We start from the raw sequence: 17,317 nt of genomic DNA, 5'->3' as shown, positions 1-17,317 counted from the left end.
AGAAAAATATGACAGTTGAGGAAGTAAAGTTTGAGGATAAGCTTCAGCTTAATGTCAAGGGCAAGGTTGATGCCGTATCTGCGCCGGAGTTTCAAAACGCTGTTTTGAAGGCGTTTGTAAAAAGCTCCAATATCATCATCAATTTCAGCGAGACCACCTATGTATCCAGCGCGGGGCTTCGTGCACTGATCATCGGGCAAAAGACCGCTCAGTCCAAGGGTGGCAGCATGTCCATAATCAATGCCAATGAAGGTATCGTTGATGTGCTTCGGGTCACAGGACTTGAGAAAATTCTGAGTGTAAGATGATAAATATTTCTAAGGTTTCTAAAAACTATATAACCGATCATGGCAGGATCGATGTATACAACGATTTTTCCGAGGTGATAAACGACGGGGAATTCATTGTGCTTACGGGAGAAAGCGGTTCCGGAAAGACCACGCTTCTCAAGATGCTTCTCAAGGAGGAAGAACCGGACCTTGGCAGCATCTATGTGGACGGTGAGAACCTCAAGGGAATTAAGCGGAGAAACATTCCCTTTTACCGGAGAAAAATCGGTGTGGTCTTCCAGGATTACAGGCTTATTCAGGAGCTGTCGGTATACGACAATCTTCTGACTGCGATTCTTGCCACCGGCGGTGCGGTCACCGGGGCGGAGAAGAAGATTGTGGATGTGCTCACGATGCTGGGAATCGACAGCCTTCATAAAAGACTTCCCAAGGAGATGTCGGGTGGGCAACAGCAGAAGGTATGTCTTGCAAGGGCCATGATAAACAATCCAAGGTATCTTCTGGTGGATGAGCCAACAGGAAATCTTGATCCGGCATCCTCCGCAGAGATACTGCGGCTCTTAAGTGTGATACACGACCATGGAGTGACGGTTATAATGGCAACTCATGATATGAGTGCACTTTCAATAAAAAACAAGAGACAGATAAGTCTTGATAAAAATATTACTGGTGGGGGTAAGTTATATGTCTCGTGAACAAAAGATCGCTTTGATTTTGGCATGTGTGTTTTACGCAGCAACAGTATTCGGATTCTTTTATTTTTCACTTACGCTGATAGTGCTGATGTTTATGGCAGCGACCATCAGCATGACCTACTTCGCATACCTGTGCTACAAGGCCCACAACGATTACACGGGTGCGGAGCATCTGCAGCAGGAGATAGGTCTTCTGAAGGCGGAAATCGAGCAGAAAAACAAAGAATTTGAGGCAGTGATCAATGACAAAAATGAGGAGATTGAGAGAGCAAAACAGAGCATAGAAGAGCTTACGGAGAAGGCGGAAAGCGCTGAGAAATCATCAAGAGAAGCACAGGAGGAGCTTTCCAGAAATGTAAAGGCACAAAAGACAATGGATAATCTCTATGAGAGTCTTCTTCCGCCGGATGACGAGGACGCAGCGGATGTGGACATCATTGCAGTGGCAAGAAGGGCCATTGCAGAGCTGGACGAAGACGCCAAGGCAGTGGGACTTAAAGTCACCATTTCCAGTGCTGTGGAGAAACTGATAGTTCACGCCAGTGCCAAGAGACTTCTTATCATGTTCAGGAATATCATCGATAATTCAATCAAGTACATGAAGAAGGCAGGAACACTGGTGGTTACTATATCCACCATCGAGGATGACATATTTATAGTTCTCAAGGATACCGGCAACGGACTTCCCGAAAACGAGACCAAGCACATATTTGAGCTTAATTTCCAGGGCTCCAACCGAATCAGCGGAAACGGCCTCGGACTTACTCAGGCCAAGGCAATTGTGGAACACTACGGGGGCACAATCTACGCCAGAAGCCCGCAGGGCAACGGAATGGGAATCTATATTCAGCTTCCTACTACCTGATAATTGGTTTCGGACTAAACATTGAGGGGATAGATATGAAACATACTTCCAGATTATTTATGGCCTTATTTGCTTTCTTTGTTGTGGTGGCATTTGGGGCACTGTACATGCTAAGCGATACCGGTTCTGTTTTTAACAAAGACAACAGAACTCCGGGGGCTTCGCCTGCCGTAATGAGTAAGACAATTGTCGGAGATGAATCAGCAACCTCTTTATCAATTAAGGATGATTTCAGTGATGAAGAGACTGTGGAAGCATCGGAGCTGTTATCGGATGCGGATGCCGCGGCAGATGAAGGAACAGTTCCTGAGGCAGCTGAGTCAGATGCCGGAGCTTCAGTGGAAGATACTTTGGCAGAAGCGGAGAATACAAGAGAAAAGAGATATTTTACCTTCACCACGGGAACGAGATATACGATCTTAAGGCTTCGCTCTGCACCGTCATTAGATGCGGATATTTTGGCCAAGTTGAATAAACGTACTCCCGGCTATGTAATCCTTCCGGGAAATGAGTGGTGTAAGGTTGTTATGTCCACAGGCACTGTTGGATATTGTGCCACAGAGTATCTGAATATGGTGGAAGTAAGCGAGGAGGAATTTCCTGCGGAATTTATCCAAATGGTTGAGCCTCCACAGGAAGACCTTGATTATTAAATCCCATGGAGGTTAGTTATATGAACCTGGATGATATGATCAACAAGCAGAACAGACGACAGGATGAGATAAGAAAACAGCCTTCGCCCGATGAAGAAGAGGAGACCTACACCTACGCCGTCAGGAAAAAAACTGGCTTTATTAACGATTCGGAAGGCGGAATTTTTGACATAAAAAAACAGACGGGAATCAACACGGCAAAAAGCGTTTTTGATAAAGGAACATTCAGAACAGGCAATTAGCGATTTTGAGGGGAAGAGCTATGGCTAGTTTTAACAATGATCTTAACGTGCAGCCCTTTGAGAGCTACAACGAATACATGCAGTATATCTTTGACTGTGTAAACGGCTCTCTGGACGGCTACATTGGAAAGTTAAAAGTTTTATATGCCAATGGCGAAGGCGGATACAAAAACATTTTGTATCCCGATATTGAGATGGCTTCGGATGCCTGTAAAAACAGACTGATCGAATCTTATAAACACAGAATGGGAGTCAATGATTCCGAAGATGACGAAGAATCGGAATCAGAAGGCTTTAACGATGAGGAAGATCAGGATTCTTCATCGGAGGAAGACGAAGAAGAGGAGGAACTGGACAGCGATCTTCTTAATCTTCTGGGAAATTTTGCTTCGGATTATTCCTCGGAAGGAGAGGATAAGGAAAAAGAAGAAGTTGAATCCAATGTATGGACCGAGATAAACAAAGATATCAAGATCCCTATTTTGGAGAGGCTCAGAGTAATAGACGAAAGAGCAGAGCTTACGCTTAAAAAGGGTATTGAACTTCCCTTTTACGAGCTGTGCAAGAGACTGTCCTATGAGCCTTTTACCAAGTTTTGTTTCGCCTGCGGAATCCTGGCTTCCACCCAGACTGATTACGCCGGTGTATTTCATATTGTAAATGAAAACGGCAATCTCTCGGCACCTACGATTGAGTCTGCAGCCAAGGTGTTTTATGGTGATGCCTTCTCAATCACCAATGCCTATGGTGATATGAGTGCCGCTCTTGAGCAGCTTTTACCCATCCTGCCGCTGCAGGTTGCGGGAAGCATGCCTTTTTCCACAATTATTTCCCCAGACAAGAGAATAATAGACTTTCTGTTCGGCCGAAATCCTCTGCTTTTGGATGAGAATTACAGCCGTTTTATGTATATGCTAACAGACGACAAGGAGCTGGATCCCATAATGGCCAACGTAGGAAGGCTTGAGGCTATGAAGACCTCCTATGAGGACGGAGTAAGGATCTTTTATTACTACGGAGATGATGGCAGCGGAAGGCGCTTCTTCGTAAAGCATTTCTGCAGAGAAAAGGGACTGAGGGCCATAGCCATGAACTGTAATAAGCTCTTTAACTATGATTTCCAGTTCGTGGACAGGGCGCTGTGGTCGGTGACAAGAGAATGCATATTGACCAAGAGCTGCTGCTGCCTCACGGAGCTTAATTACAGAGATGAGGAAAAAGAGAAGTTCTTCGGATACATGGATCTTGCCTTTTCCAAGCTTACGGAGAAGGACGTACTTGTTTTTGCCATGAGTAAGCTCTATATCGATTTCAGAGAAGTTACCAAGAGTCAGTTCACAGATTTAGAGCTCCCGACACCCAATACCGGTGAGAGGCAGGCCTGCTGGGAGTATTTTGCAAAAGCTTATGATCTGGCGGAGGATGTGGATCTTTTGGAGATGTCAACGAAGTTTCTGTTTACTTCCGGCAAGATTCACGACGCCCTTGTAAAAGCCAAATCCCTTTCAAATATGGACAGGGAGGACAAGATATCAAGGTCCAACCTCTTTAAGGGGTGCTACGCCCAGATGAGCTCCGAGCTGTCTCAGAAGGCAACGAGAGTAGAGGCCAAGTTTGGCTTTGACGATATCGTTATGAACGAAAGCCAGCGAGAGACCATATCCCATGCCATTGAGCAGATGACTTACAGAAAACAGGTCTATGAGAACTGGGATTATACCAAGAAGTATCCCTACGGCCGAGGACTTACAGTTCTTTTGTTCGGTGCTCCCGGTACCGGTAAGTCAATGATGGCACAGGTTATCGCCCATGAGCTTAACCTTGAGCTGTACAGAGTAGATATTTCAAAGGTTGTGGACAAGTATGTCGGTGAGACCGAGAAATCACTGTCTATGATATTCAGAGAAGCCAAGAAGTGTAATGTCGTCCTTTTCTTCGATGAGTGCGATACCATTTTTGCAAAGCGTTCCGATGACGGTGGCTCCAACCAGGCCTCCGCCAACAACAAGACGGCCCTGCTGCTTCAGGAAATGGAAGCTTATGACGGTGTCTGTGTACTGGCAACTAACTACAAGCACAATATCGATCCGGCGTTCTTCAGACGTATGAAGTATATCGTCGAGTTCCAGTTCCCGGATGTGGATACCAGAGAAATGCTCTGGAGAACAACAATACCGAAGAATACGCCGCTTGCTGAGGATGTTGATATCAGATTCCTGGCGGAGAAGTTTGAGTTTGTAGGTGGTAATATCAAGAACTGCATTTTGAATGCGGCTTTCCTTGCGGCAGCGGATCCCAATGCCGGAGGTCAGGTACATATGAAGCATTATCTGAACGCCATTAAGTACGAATTTGTTAAGGTTGGCAAGGTATTTACCAAGTCCGACTTTGAACCCTATTCGGAGGACGTGGGGCTTTGATCATAGGATGAATGCCTTCGAGGAGTGAGCTTATGAAACTTGTGAAAAAATTCAAGAACTTAAAAGCAGCGGCAAAGAGAGTATTCATAGGGCTTATGGCACTATGTCTCATTTGCACTGCGACGGGTATTGGAAGCATATTTGCTTATGCGGATGATGAGGGAAGTTTTTTGACAGAACCAGAGCCGGAGCCCGAGCCGGAACCTGAGCCTGAACCAGAGCCTGAGCCGGAACCTGAACCTGAACCAGAGCCTGAGCCCGAGCCTGAGCCGGAACCGGAACCCGAGCCCGAACCGGAGCCTGAGAATCCTGATACTCCGGAGAACCCTGAGAATCCTGAAAATCCTGAGAATCCGGAGAATCCTGAGAATCCGGAGAATCCTGAAAATCCCGAGGACCCTGAGAATCCTGAAAATCCTGAAAATCCCGAAGAACCTGAAAATCCTGAGAATCCAGAGAATCCCGAAGACCCTGAGAATCCTGAGGATGACCCGGAGCTGGATGATCACAATCATGAGTATGTATACACCTCCAATGAGGACGGGACCCATATAAAGGAGTGTAAGGTAGAAGGCTGCACCGAGGAGAAGGTAACCGAGGACTGTACCTATGAAGATGGCTATTGTATCTATTGCCATTTCAAGGAACCCAAGAAGCAGGAAGAGCCGGAGAAACCCAAAAAAGGAGAGCTGGATGATTCGGTAGTCATCCGTTACAACGGCGAGGATCTAAGGGACTGGTATAACGTCTCAGTATCAATAACCGCCGATGGATATTCAATTTCCGAAAAGGACAAGGATGATTACGAGGATAGCTATGATGTCCACAATCCGGGAAGGAATGTACTGGAGCTGGATTTCAGGAACAACGAGACGGGAGATGAAAAGACAGGGACTCTCTATGTAAATATCGACTATGATTCTCCCAAGGGCTCAATAATCTCCGACAATTATAAGTCAAGCAGCTTCCAGAAAAAGAACAATGTGGCTTTCTATGCCAATGAAAATGGCAGGATCACTATATCAGCCAAGGATGAACTCTCCGGCGTTGATACCATAAACTACTATGTTTCCGAGGAGCTTTTTACTTCGATAGCCGATCTCAATAATGTTATGAGCGTGGAGCAAAGGGCCTGGAGAATCTATTCCAAGGGCGATTCCATAATCGTCAAGGTTGACAGGAACAACTATATCTATGCAAGAATAACGGACAATGCTGGAAATGAGACCTATATTTCCACGGGTAAGATAATTTGCGATACAGTAGCCCCTGAGGTTAAGAGCATTGTACTATCTTCGCCCAGAAGCGGTTCGGGGACTCTTGTGCTCCTGGTGGGAAAGGACGAAGAGAGCGGTGTGGACAGATTCAAGCTTATCTGCCGAGAGACCTCCAAGGATCCGGAGCCGAGTAAGAAATTTATACAGGACAACGGTGTGCTTATAACAGTTTCGGAAGAGGATGGAAGTAATTACGGAGGTATGTACACCTTCGATAATCTTGCAGCAGATAAGGAATATGACTTCTTTGCCATTGCCATAGACAAGGCAGGGAATGTCAGCAGTGTAAGAAGCCTTACAGGAAACGGCAAGTCCGGCGCCGCCGGTGATGTATCAGGCAACGACGCCAAGGACTCAGGCGCAGGCTCCGGAGGAGCGGGACTTACTCCCGCACCTAACGGCATAGCAGGCTCGGGACCTGCCTCCGGTCAGGGAGGCGGAAGCGGCGCTGCCGGTACCGTATACGGAAACAGTGCCGGAAGCATCACCTTCGAAGAACCTTTAACCGGAAGCACTGCCGCAACGGAACCGCTTTCCAGGGAGATAAGCAGAATTCCCTATATCAGCGACGCAACAGGAAGCACCAAGATAGGAATTGCCGCAACAGGCGGATGGGACAGGATCACCGGCGAGATCAGTAAAGCCGATTATGATTCCACCATAGAAATCGAGATGAGCGGCCTTTCGAATATTCCCTACAAGGTTTTTGAGACCATGAGGGATAAAAAATTATTGGTAAAGTTCAAGATGCCGGAAAATGTCATTTGGAGTGTAGACAGTCAGACCCTCTTTGAGGAAGATTTTACTGACAGGGATCTTGGGGTAAAGGTTGGAAGTAAGGCCATACCTGACAAAGTATTAAATGATGTTACAGATACCAATCCCCATTTTGAATTTGATGTTAACTACGACGGTGACTTCGGCTTCAAGGCCGGTCTGTCATTTCCTGTGGGAAGCGCATACGCAGGACTTTTCGCCAATCTTTATCATTATGACAAGGATGACGGCGAGCTTAAGCTGTTGGCATCGGATACCGTCAGCTCAGAGGGAGTGGCCACCTTTGAACTTGACCATGCATCAAGCTATACGATTGTTCTGACCTCCATTCCTCTTATGCAGGCGCAGGAAGAAATCCAGATATCCAAAAAGCAGAGCATTACCGATGATGATGCTTTGGAAACTGAGGATATTTCGCTTAGAATGCCAGATCTGTTCGGCCTTAAGGGAAGAGTCAGAGTATATCTTTTCATTATTGCTGCCATAAGCGCTGCACTGTGTGTTGCAATACTTTTCCTTCCGGAGCTTCAGGAGAAGCTTACTCAGGAGGATGATGACAGTGCATTCAAGGGACTACTGTAGGGGGATTTTTGTAACTTATGTTCAAAATCGATAAGGATCGGATTTTCAGAAAGTTTAAAAGAAAGCTTCGTTTTACTTTGGGAAAAAAGGCAAGTCTTGCAGTGATCCTTATGACTATAGCATTTACAGTTTTTTCAATCATGGCCATAAGAGTACTTTTTCTTGTCGTTACTGTAAATGAACAGATAGTTGATCTTTACGCTGTCGGTGATACCGCCTTCGGAGTGGTGGGAAGTGCCAATTCCGAGAAGGCCTGCGATTATGTCAGAAGAGTATACGAAGGTATACCGGAGGAGGACAGGAAAAATCCAGCAGATCCCGATTACCTTAATAATTTCAGTAAAAAGGATTTTGAAAAAAACGAGATTGATGAGTTAAAGATAAGTCATGTATTTAAAGTAATTAAAGAAAAAAATCCCAATGTGACAGATGTGGGACTATGTCTTTTTGATGATAATAAAAGCCGGATAATCCAGGTTCAGGACCTGTGGGATAAAAGGATCGGATTCTGGGAGGACTTTGATGAGTCGCCTCCGGTTTCCTTTAGCGCGCGAGGCGCTTCCATGATATATAGTTCCAGGATAGGCAAAAGCGATGATGGCTTCACAGATCTGACTCTCAAGGTCCTGATCCCGGTAAGCAGTAATTACAAAGGTGAACTGCAGGGATGTATGTACATTGACTGCTACAACGAAGAAATTGGCAGATATCAGTACATTTTCACTATTATTTACATGCTGTTCTTTGCCTTTATCGCACTGCTTGTCATGTTTGTCATTAACTCTTACATAAACAGGAAAATCATAAGACCTATCAAAAAGCTGTCGGATGCTGCAGATGACTGGAGCGCTGCGGGAGATATCATTGAGGATAAGTATTATTTCCGACATCTGCGGATAAAGAGCAATGATGAGGTAAAAGACCTTAAGGATGCCATGGAAGGCATGGAGTCCAAGCTTCATGAGTACATCAAAGATTTTGAAGCTGTGACAAAGGAAAAAATGAGGATGTCCACGGAGCTGGAGATCACCGCCAAACTACAGGCAAATATGCTTCCGGATAAGCTTGAAAACCCGGAAAATGATTTTGGGCTGTTTCCTTTTATGAGGCCTGCCAGATTAGTGGGTGGCGATTTCTACGACTTTTTCATGATTGATGCACATAAGGTGGGGCTGGTGATTGCCGATGTCTCCGACAAGGGAGTACCGGCTTCTTTGTTTATGGTGGTTTCAAGGACAATCCTGAAAAATGAGATGAAGGAGAATCCCGCCAATCTGGAGCAATCTGTCAAAAAAGCGAACCGAAGACTCTGCGAAAACAATAAGGATATGATGTTTGTCACGGCGTTTGTGGGTATATATGACTCGGAGAGCAGAACCTTGTCTTATATAAATGCAGGACACGAAGATCTTATCGTTTACGAGAGGGAAGCGGACAGATACAGAATACAGGATGAAGAGCACGACGTCATGCTGGGAGTGTTTGAAGACGCACAGTTTAACCATAAGGAACTTATGCTCAAAGCCGGAGACAGGCTTTTTATGTATACCGACGGCATTACAGAGGCCATGGACAATCATGAGAATCTCTTTGGTATGGACAGACTCCTGAATTCTCTTAACGAGGATACGTCCCTTGAGGGAGATGGGATCATCGGCAAGCTCTGGGACGATATATCACAGTTCCAAAACGGCTGCAATCAGGCAGATGATGTGACAATGCTTTTATTGGAAGTCTGATGCAGATGAAGCTTTGAATATTCAGATATAACAATTTTTCGATAAAGAGGGGTTATACAATGGGCGGCGATCAGAACCTGATGCAACAAAAAAAGGAACAAAAGCAGAGTGCGATAAGGACTCAGACTTCGGAAATACCGGTAAACGCAGGTGCTGCTGCGGTTATAAATGAAGAACTTGAGAGGCATTCGGATAAATCCGCTAAGAAAAAAGTGCCTCTTTTTCCCCTTGAGATTCTCACCTTTAATGAAATAGTGGGAGGAGCGATTGGAAAATATGAGAAGATCCTTAAGGAGGATCAGGACGAAAAGAAGGCTGTTGATGTCAAATATGACAAATTTGAGAACATGACCATGAAGGAAGTGCTGAAGGCCATGGAGGATGATACCCACCTTAAGCACAAGGAATTTATGGAAATGGAATCCGCTTTCAGATCCCTGGTAAACTATGGCGAGAATTATTCCAAGGCCAAAAAAAGCGGCAATATCCCCCTGGATATTAACGATGTATTCAGAATTGCCGAGACCACTGCCAGATATTATCAGGTGAGCCACAAAAAGATACTGTATGGTCATGACTACGGCAAAGAGAGATACAAGCTCAGCTGCAGGATCCTTGATATCATCAAAGGTCTTAAGAGTTATACCCAGCAGAATGTAACGAATGTGATAAACACAGCTCAGAAAAAAGTTGATGATGCCCAGGTTAATCTTGTCATAGATGAGCAGAGCTTTTCCGACAAGGAAAAGGGTATCGTTATCGGTGATTGGTTAAAGAGCGGAAAGGAATACAAATCTGTCCTTAAGAAAATTCTCAAGGATCAGAAGCTCCTTGAGAAGGACAAGCTGACTCTTGCAAGAATCGTCGCTGATAAAAACAGAAGACTTATCGCCAACAAGGTTACCCTTAAGCTGGTCTGCGATGAGCATCCTGATCTTACATTACAGCTTTCATCCATGAAGGATAAGCTCAATGACTATCTCTCCAAAAAGATCAATACCGATGATGAGAGCAAAAAGATAATTTTTGAGGAAATCGATGATTTCAGAGCCCATATAGATAAGCTCCTTAAAGACTATAAGAATGACAACAAGGATCTTATTGAGAAAGTTACGACCAGAAAAAAGAAGTTCACGCAGGAGCTGGGAATTGACGAAAATGACCAGAGATACTGGAGCAAAAGTGATATCAACGATCTTCTTGTAAGATCAGAGGACGACGGCTTTGCCGACAAGCTGCAGGCCCTTAATGCCCAGAGCGCAGATAATCTTGTTATTATCGATCAGTTCGTGCAGGAGCTTGGCTACTCCTCGATATCAGCGGAGAGCATCAAAGAGAAGATTAAGAGCTTTATTGGTCCTGTTCTGGTCTACGGAGGAGAAGTTCAGGTCGCAGCCATGGTCAAGGACAGCATCAGGAGGATCAAATATATTGCTGCTGATGAATATGAAGCAGAAACCAGGATTGGCCATCTTATGAACACTTTGCAGATCCCCAAGACCGACAGAGACGTATTTGCCAAATTCCTGTCTGAAGATGGCACCGTAGGCGGTGTTCTTAAGCAGAAATCCTCTGAGCTAAGGAAGAGGGCCGATACCTACTATGCAAATCTCAAGGGAGTCCGTGAGGCAGAAAAGGTCAGCAGGAACAAGAAGCTCAGGCTCACTGCCGAAAACTGGGGCAAGCTCGAAGAGCTCAAGAACAACATGGGAACCTATGAAAAAAAGAGCTTTAAAAAAGAGCTCGATAAAATCCTTAAGTCCGACAAGAACGGCAGGATAGATGTCAGCAAGCCCAATATTTCCTATGCTGAATACTACAAGAGTCTTGGCAAAGAAAGAGTGAGACATGACGTGGGCTTTACTGCCAGGATCATGGGAGAGTTCTTTCTTGACAGTAAGGATATAAAAGCAGTCCTTAACAAAGATGAGATTGAATACTTCAGGCAGAATCTTATAAGTAAGTTATCAAACGGCGGAAAGGATATCGGTGATCTTGAGTTCCTGCCCACAGGTGCCATCAGATCAATCTCTGTGATGCTCAAGAAAAACCTTGTAAATAACAAGGAATTTGTCAAGGACCTCAGGGAACAGCATAAGGACAACAAGGCCATAGTCAACGAAGTGCTTATGGAGATGACCATGTCTCCTGAGCTTTTGGATGTTTCTGACCTTAATGACATTGTCACTCAGGTCCTTGAAAAACATGCCTTTGACGGTCATGTGACCGAGGAAAAGGATAAAATGATGGAAGCCCTGAAGGCGGGCGGTTCCAATGATGCAACCCTTTCCAAGGAAAGATATACGCACTTTATCAAGCAGCTTGATTTTCTGAAGAAATGGGGGCTTGGTAAGTATGAGCTTTTTGCTGATAAGCTCATTTCAAAAAATGAAGTGTTCAAGGTAATGATGGACGGCGATCAGAAGACTCTTGAGAAGTATCTTAAGAGTGAAGTGGACAAAAAGCTCGGCCGTTACATCGATGCGATTAATGCCTCGAAGATGCAGAAGGCTTTTAAGCAGATCTACGTAGACCGGAGATTCGATCTTATCTATGACGGCAAGCTTGAAGGCGAAATATCCCATATCAAAGAGGATATGCTGCGAGAGCAGAAGAATTTTTTTGGTCAGAGCGGCTACAATGAAGGTTCCATAAACAAAACCATATCCGAGGCAACAGACTCTGTGGTGAAGGATGTAGTCGGAAAGGATAAGAGCAAGGCAAAGAAGATAGGAGCTGTCTATAGCTGCGCCGAGGCGGTGATTTCCGACTGTTACAATGACAAGTCCAAACTCAGTGTTCTTTCGTCCAAAATGGCGCTAAAGGATGAGATAAAGAAGACCTACGAGAGATTTGACAGCAACAAAGATATTGTTGACAGGAAGATCAAGGAGCTTGGAAATGAAGCGGGAAGCATCTTCTTCGGCTATGGAAAAGTAGGAAGAAATGTACCCACCTCCGGCTATCTCAATGCCGCAAGCTTCATGAAGACTCTTTCCAAAAAGATGATGTTCACAGCCAGGGAAGATTTTTTAAACGAACTTCCTGCTCTTATCGAGAACTATGAGAAGACCTACAAAAAGACCGCTGGCAGCACACCCGTTATCTCCGATGAGATGAAGGAAAAAGGCAAGGAGATTATTGATAAGAAGGCTGACAGGAAGACCATCAGAGAGGGCAGGGATAAGTTCATCGGACTTGATAATGTATCGGATGAGCTGGAGGATATCTTCAAGAGAAAAGCCCTGGTCACCATCGGAACAGATAAGGGCACATCCCTCTCCCACACCAACTGGCAAAAGAGCAGGGACTATATCAAAAAAGAAATATCAAAGTACTATGACCTTGATCCCTTCCTGACGGATCTTATTGTGGAAAAAAATGTAAATGGCTTTTTTTCAGCAGAGATCAAGAAGCACGCGAAATGGCTCTATGACATGGCGGGGGTTCTTGGAACCGCGGATGAAAAGGAAGAAAAGATCAGTCAGGACGAGCAGAGGCTCCTTCTTGTTAATGCCTACAGGAACATGAAGAACTTTGAAAATAAGGATATAAAGGGCGTTTACAGGGCAGAAAGAAGCTTCGTCAAAGGAGCGTGGTACAAGACCTTCAGAAAGAACTACAAGGAGCTTAAAAAGATTGAAGATCTGAAAATCGGCTATGCTCCCCTTGAGCAGGAGAGAATCAATATCACCAGGGATCTCAGAGCTCTTTTGTCAACGGGAATAGGAATAAAGGATCAGGATGAAAAGGCTAAGGAGACCTTCGAGGAGAAGGCCAAAAAGGCCTATGCCTATATAGATTATGTTAACAGATTCATGAAGTGCGCAGATGAGGCCCTTGATACCGATGCGGATTACAAGAAGGAAAACAGGGTTATCAAGAATAATTATCTGCTGGCACTAAGGCAGTATTTCCATGAGAAGATCATAAGTGAAGTGAGTGTGGGAAAAAGCTCCGGCTTTGATGAGAATGCATGGAAAGAGGAGCTGTCAAAGTTTGCAGCAGACAAGACGGCTCTCAGATACATCTGCAGGGATGCCATCAATGATTCCGTCAGCAGCAAGGTCTATAACAAGAGTAACAGGAATTTCTCCGAGCTTATGGGAAGAGACAGCATAGAGAAGCTCATCAGGGAGAAAGGAAGTCACGGCTGCGAGAAGAAGTATAACAAGCTTACCGAGGAGGAAAAGGAACTCTTTGCCCTTGGTCTTATGCTTATGGAAAAAGGAGCCATCGGCTTTGATGCCGGTTCTGTTTCCGTGCTTACAAGCAGCACACTTCGCGACAGGGAAGTGGAGCCAAGACTTAAGGAGCTGACCAGGTACATGGCAGGTCAGGACTATGACTTTAAGATTGATTATGCCCTTGGTTATTACAAGCTTACCAATACAGGTCTTGATTTCTTCGGCGACGAGAAGGAGGCCTTCAGCAGCTCTGCCTTTGAAAAAGCATGGGTATTTGCAAAGTCCATAACAGGCAAGATGAAGTCACAAAAGGATCCTATCACCAAGGAAGACAAGACCCGAATGGGAGACGGTATCTCTTCCATCTATGAGGCTGCCCTTTTGGGCAAGGGAAAACAGATGGATGAGGTGGACAAGCTCAGAAAGGACAGATTTGATACCGTTGCCGTCAAGGACAAGCTCCTTGAGTATGCGAAGCTTGATAAGGAGGCGCTGTCAAAATACGAGAAAGCCATTGATTATTCCAAGACCGCAGCCAAAGTGCCCCTTACCATGGGAGCACCTCTGCTGGCAAAAGTTGCCCTAAAGAAAGCAAACAGTGAGATCGAGGACAGGAAAAAGGTAGCCAAGAGGCTTGAGAAGATGGACGCCATTGATATGTACCGACTTATCGCCATTCTTCAGAACAGAGCTGTTCTGGATGACAGTTCCAAGGAGTCGGGCAAGCATATCGATGAGGATAAGAGGGAAGAGCTTAAGCTTTTGTTCTCCGAAGACAATCAGGAGAAGGCTTTGGAGAAGTTTGGAAGCGGAGGAGCCTGTATGCAGGCTCTCATCACGGCTCTCAGCTTCAAGGTAAAGGACAACAGGTCCCTCAAGGACAGCAGACTTGGCAAGAAGGATTTTGACACACAGAGCTATGAGAGAAAGAGCCTGGTGGACTGGCACATACTCAGCAAGGCCATCGACCTTCTGGATGAGCTTGATAAAGACAGGCTTACAAGGTATGCACTTCAGAATGCACCTAAATATATTGAGGCCACCGGTAACAAGAAAGCCATTGAAGCCTACAGAGAGCATGTAAAGGACAAGGATCCGGCCTCCATAACGAGAGATTCACTGGAGGAGTTTCTCAAAAAGGAATCGGAAAAAGACAGAGTCTCCGAGGATTATGAGGATGCCAAGCTGGCTCTTTCCGGTTATGTCAGACTTAATGAGAACCAGAAAAAGCTCTTCATCAAGGTCCTGGCAAGAAGAGATTTCCTTGATATATCAAAGAAAAATCTTTACTTCAATATTTTCCGTTCCTCCAAGGAGAGATGCTTTGCCAATGAGACCGGAAGATTCAGACTTATGGATGAGTACATAGATCAGACCATGAGCGGCAACAAGGGTGTGACCCTCTCCGAGACGGCGTATGCCGATGCCTTTAAATCTCTGCTGTCAACGCAGGTTGATGACACTGCGGACTTTAAGAGTGCCAAAACTGTTGAGGATGTGCTTGCCAAGGAGAAATACTACATATTCAAGAGAGATACGGCTGTGGACTGGAAGCTGTTCATTCGTGCACTTCAGTTTGTCAACAGAGCTACCTACGAGCTGGATCTTCGCGAAGGTAACGAAGAGCTGTATCGAAGCGCCGGTGATATCACAAGGCACGGACAGTTATCCATGGATTACAGCATTCTTCGCCAGAACATTCATAATACCGGCAATCAGTTCTTCAGAGCCGGTGTTCAGCAGGGCAAGAAGCTTATCACCAAGGATGCCCTGGGAGATCTGGCCACTGTCGGCGGAGTAAATATTTTTGATATTAAGAATGGAATAAAGGATGTCACCAAGCTTATCTGCCCCAGCCTCTACAGAAGGATGGATAAGCTGGATGAGATGTTAAAGCTCGATGAGGAGAAGAAAGAGAAGAGGATCAAGGATCTTCCGAAGATACTCACCACCGATCCAAGGAGCTACGACATCGAGGGAATGGTCACGGAGCAGCTTGTGGGAAAGCTGTACACCAGCGGTTCCTCCCTAGGCAACGAGATAAACGAGCTTATTGTGGGAGCCTTCTCCGAGGGCATCAAGGTTGACAAGATAGGTGACCTTATCAGGAAAAAGATGGAGGAAAAGCCTGAGCTTGCCAAGGATAAGAGACTTGATGCGATAATCGGCGATTATAAAGTGGAGCAGCAGTACGGCGATATCAGGGATGAGATTCATGCCATCACCGGCAAGTACAACGAGCTTCGGGCAATGCCTGAGGAGATGAAGAAAAAGATCTATGCCAAGATACACATGGATGACATCGATTCGGTGGTCAAAATAGCCCTTTCCACTTCGATCAAGGAGACCATTGAGAATAAATATTCCGAAGCCATCGCCTATGTCCTGTCCAAGGTGGATCCGGACACGGGAGAAGTTGAGGAAGATAACGACACCAATCCTTTTGTTAAACAGACTTTGGATGTGGTGAAATCTGCCATCAGCAAGTACAGAGAAGCCAACGGGAAAGTTGATGAGCTGCTTAAAAAGCCTCAGGAATTCGTGGATCTTATACAGGATAAGGCCAAAGAAGTCACTTCCGGCATTATAGAAGGCGCCATAGGCAAGGAGGGCGTGGAATTTATCAAGAGTTCCACAGAGCTCTTTACAGGCTTCGCAGAAAGTATGCTGGATAAGGTATCCTGGGTTGTGGGAAAGGTAAATAAATACAAGGTATATATCGACGGCTTCAGGGATATTGCCCTTAGTATCCAAAATAAGAGGCTTCTTAACAAGGCTGAGAACATGTCAAACAGCCAGGAGACAAGAGATAAGGATAAGAAGACCCTTAAGGATGCGGAGGCCTTCGAGAACGAGAGACAAAAGAAGATAAAAGAAAATGTTGTGGAGGAGCACAGAGACCTTCAGCACATGTCCAAAGAAACCGCCAATACCATCCAGAACATGGCTATTGCCAAAGATGTCATTGATATGAGCATGGCCCTTGGCGAAGAAATTTTTGGAAAGCTTGATGCAGGTGTGGCCACCAGCCTTGTTAAGAGCGCTGTGGACGCTGGAGTTCAGTTTGCTTTTTACTGCATAAGATGTATCAAAGACAGAAAAATGCTCAGGAGCTATTATACCGAGACAGATAAGGGACAAAAGCTCGTGTCCGATATCAAAGGCAGCTATGAGCAGCTGTCGGGCTCTAAGGAGGTTATGCAGGCAGAGCTTATGGACCGGGATGTTCTTGATATCGTTTGCAAGGGCAGTGGATATGAAAACGAGGATGAGCTTGTCCGGGATACGGGTATGAAGATGGCAACTTCCATTGCATACTGCGCCAGCAAGTTCAATCCCGTAAGGGAGACCAAGGTAATGGCAACGACAGTTATGCTGGTACTGGGACTTAAGGATCAGATTGGTAAGACCGATGCATCTGCCATCACCGGAATTTTTGACAAGATGAAGGCAGCATGATTACTGCTTAAACAGCTTAAAACCTCATTCACTGCCCAAGGTTGAGCGAGTATGATTGCTATGTTACACTATTAATAATCGATATATCAACTATTCTGCGAAGAATGATCTATTCGACACGGAGGTTATAT

9 protein-coding genes are annotated in these 17,317 nt (G+C 45.3%); all 9 read left to right on the top strand.

Going from position 1 to position 17,317, the window contains the following annotated elements; all coding sequences use genetic code 11:
* Positions 1-8: 8 nt before the first annotated feature.
* The 9 genes from G588_RS0103060 to G588_RS0103020 are packed head-to-tail and all read left to right on the top strand — an operon-like array spanning position 9 to position 17,186.
* A complete protein-coding gene (locus tag G588_RS0103060) occupies positions 9-308 on the top strand; it encodes an STAS domain-containing protein (protein ID WP_022777293.1) in 300 nt (99 codons plus the stop codon).
* Positions 305-985: a cell division ATP-binding protein FtsE gene (locus tag G588_RS0103055; protein ID WP_022777292.1), complete on the top strand. Its 681-nt coding sequence runs from the start codon at positions 305-307 to the stop codon at positions 983-985. Before G588_RS0103060 ends, G588_RS0103055 begins: the two co-directional genes overlap by 4 nt.
* Positions 975-1,850, top strand: a complete 876-nt coding sequence (locus G588_RS0103050; protein WP_022777291.1) for a sensor histidine kinase — start codon at positions 975-977, stop codon at positions 1,848-1,850. Before G588_RS0103055 ends, G588_RS0103050 begins: the two co-directional genes overlap by 11 nt.
* Before the next feature lie 35 nt (positions 1,851-1,885).
* Positions 1,886-2,503: an SH3 domain-containing protein gene (locus G588_RS0103045; protein ID WP_022777290.1), complete on the top strand. Its 618-nt coding sequence runs from the start codon at positions 1,886-1,888 to the stop codon at positions 2,501-2,503.
* Positions 2,504-2,523: 20 nt separating this feature from the next.
* Complete coding sequence (locus G588_RS0103040) at positions 2,524-2,745, top strand: hypothetical protein (protein ID WP_022777289.1); 222 nt, start codon at positions 2,524-2,526, stop codon at positions 2,743-2,745.
* A 20-nt stretch (positions 2,746-2,765) separates the two neighbouring features.
* The gene (locus tag G588_RS21200; RefSeq protein ID WP_022777288.1) at positions 2,766-5,165 is read left to right on the top strand and encodes an ATP-binding protein; all 2,400 of its coding nucleotides are present in this window, start codon (positions 2,766-2,768) and stop codon (positions 5,163-5,165) included.
* A 32-nt stretch (positions 5,166-5,197) separates the two neighbouring features.
* On the top strand, positions 5,198-7,801 hold the full coding sequence (locus G588_RS22365; protein ID WP_022777287.1) for a hypothetical protein: 2,604 nt from the start codon (positions 5,198-5,200) through the stop codon (positions 7,799-7,801).
* Positions 7,802-7,818: 17 nt separating this feature from the next.
* Complete coding sequence (locus G588_RS0103025) at positions 7,819-9,540, top strand: PP2C family protein-serine/threonine phosphatase (RefSeq protein WP_022777286.1); 1,722 nt, start codon at positions 7,819-7,821, stop codon at positions 9,538-9,540.
* Positions 9,541-9,599: 59 nt separating this feature from the next.
* Entirely contained in the window at positions 9,600-17,186 is a 7,587-nt protein-coding gene (locus G588_RS0103020) for a hypothetical protein (protein ID WP_022777285.1), read from the top strand.
* Positions 17,187-17,317: the final 131 nt, after the last annotated feature.

Source organism: Butyrivibrio sp. AE3009, assembly GCF_000420845.1.
Taxonomy (GTDB): Bacteria; Bacillota; Clostridia; order Lachnospirales; family Lachnospiraceae; genus Butyrivibrio.
Note: the sequence above shows the minus strand (reverse complement) of the source record. Positions and strands in the feature narration are given on the sequence as shown.

Bases quoted from the DNA above. Each gene is read 5' to 3' on its own strand.
- G588_RS0103050 (WP_022777291.1), top strand. From the start codon at position 975: ATGTCTCGTGAACAAAAGATCGCTTTGATTTTGGCATGTGTGTTTTAC.
- G588_RS22365 (WP_022777287.1), top strand. From the start codon at position 5,198: ATGAAACTTGTGAAAAAATTCAAGAACTTAAAAGCAGCGGCAAAGAGA.
- G588_RS0103060 (WP_022777293.1), top strand. From the start codon at position 9: ATGACAGTTGAGGAAGTAAAGTTTGAGGATAAGCTTCAGCTTAATGTC.
- G588_RS0103045 (WP_022777290.1), top strand. From the start codon at position 1,886: ATGAAACATACTTCCAGATTATTTATGGCCTTATTTGCTTTCTTTGTT.
- G588_RS0103025 (WP_022777286.1), top strand. From the start codon at position 7,819: ATGTTCAAAATCGATAAGGATCGGATTTTCAGAAAGTTTAAAAGAAAG.
- G588_RS0103055 (WP_022777292.1), top strand. From the start codon at position 305: ATGATAAATATTTCTAAGGTTTCTAAAAACTATATAACCGATCATGGC.
- G588_RS21200 (WP_022777288.1), top strand. From the start codon at position 2,766: ATGGCTAGTTTTAACAATGATCTTAACGTGCAGCCCTTTGAGAGCTAC.
- G588_RS0103040 (WP_022777289.1), top strand. From the start codon at position 2,524: ATGAACCTGGATGATATGATCAACAAGCAGAACAGACGACAGGATGAG.
- G588_RS0103020 (WP_022777285.1), top strand. From the start codon at position 9,600: ATGGGCGGCGATCAGAACCTGATGCAACAAAAAAAGGAACAAAAGCAG.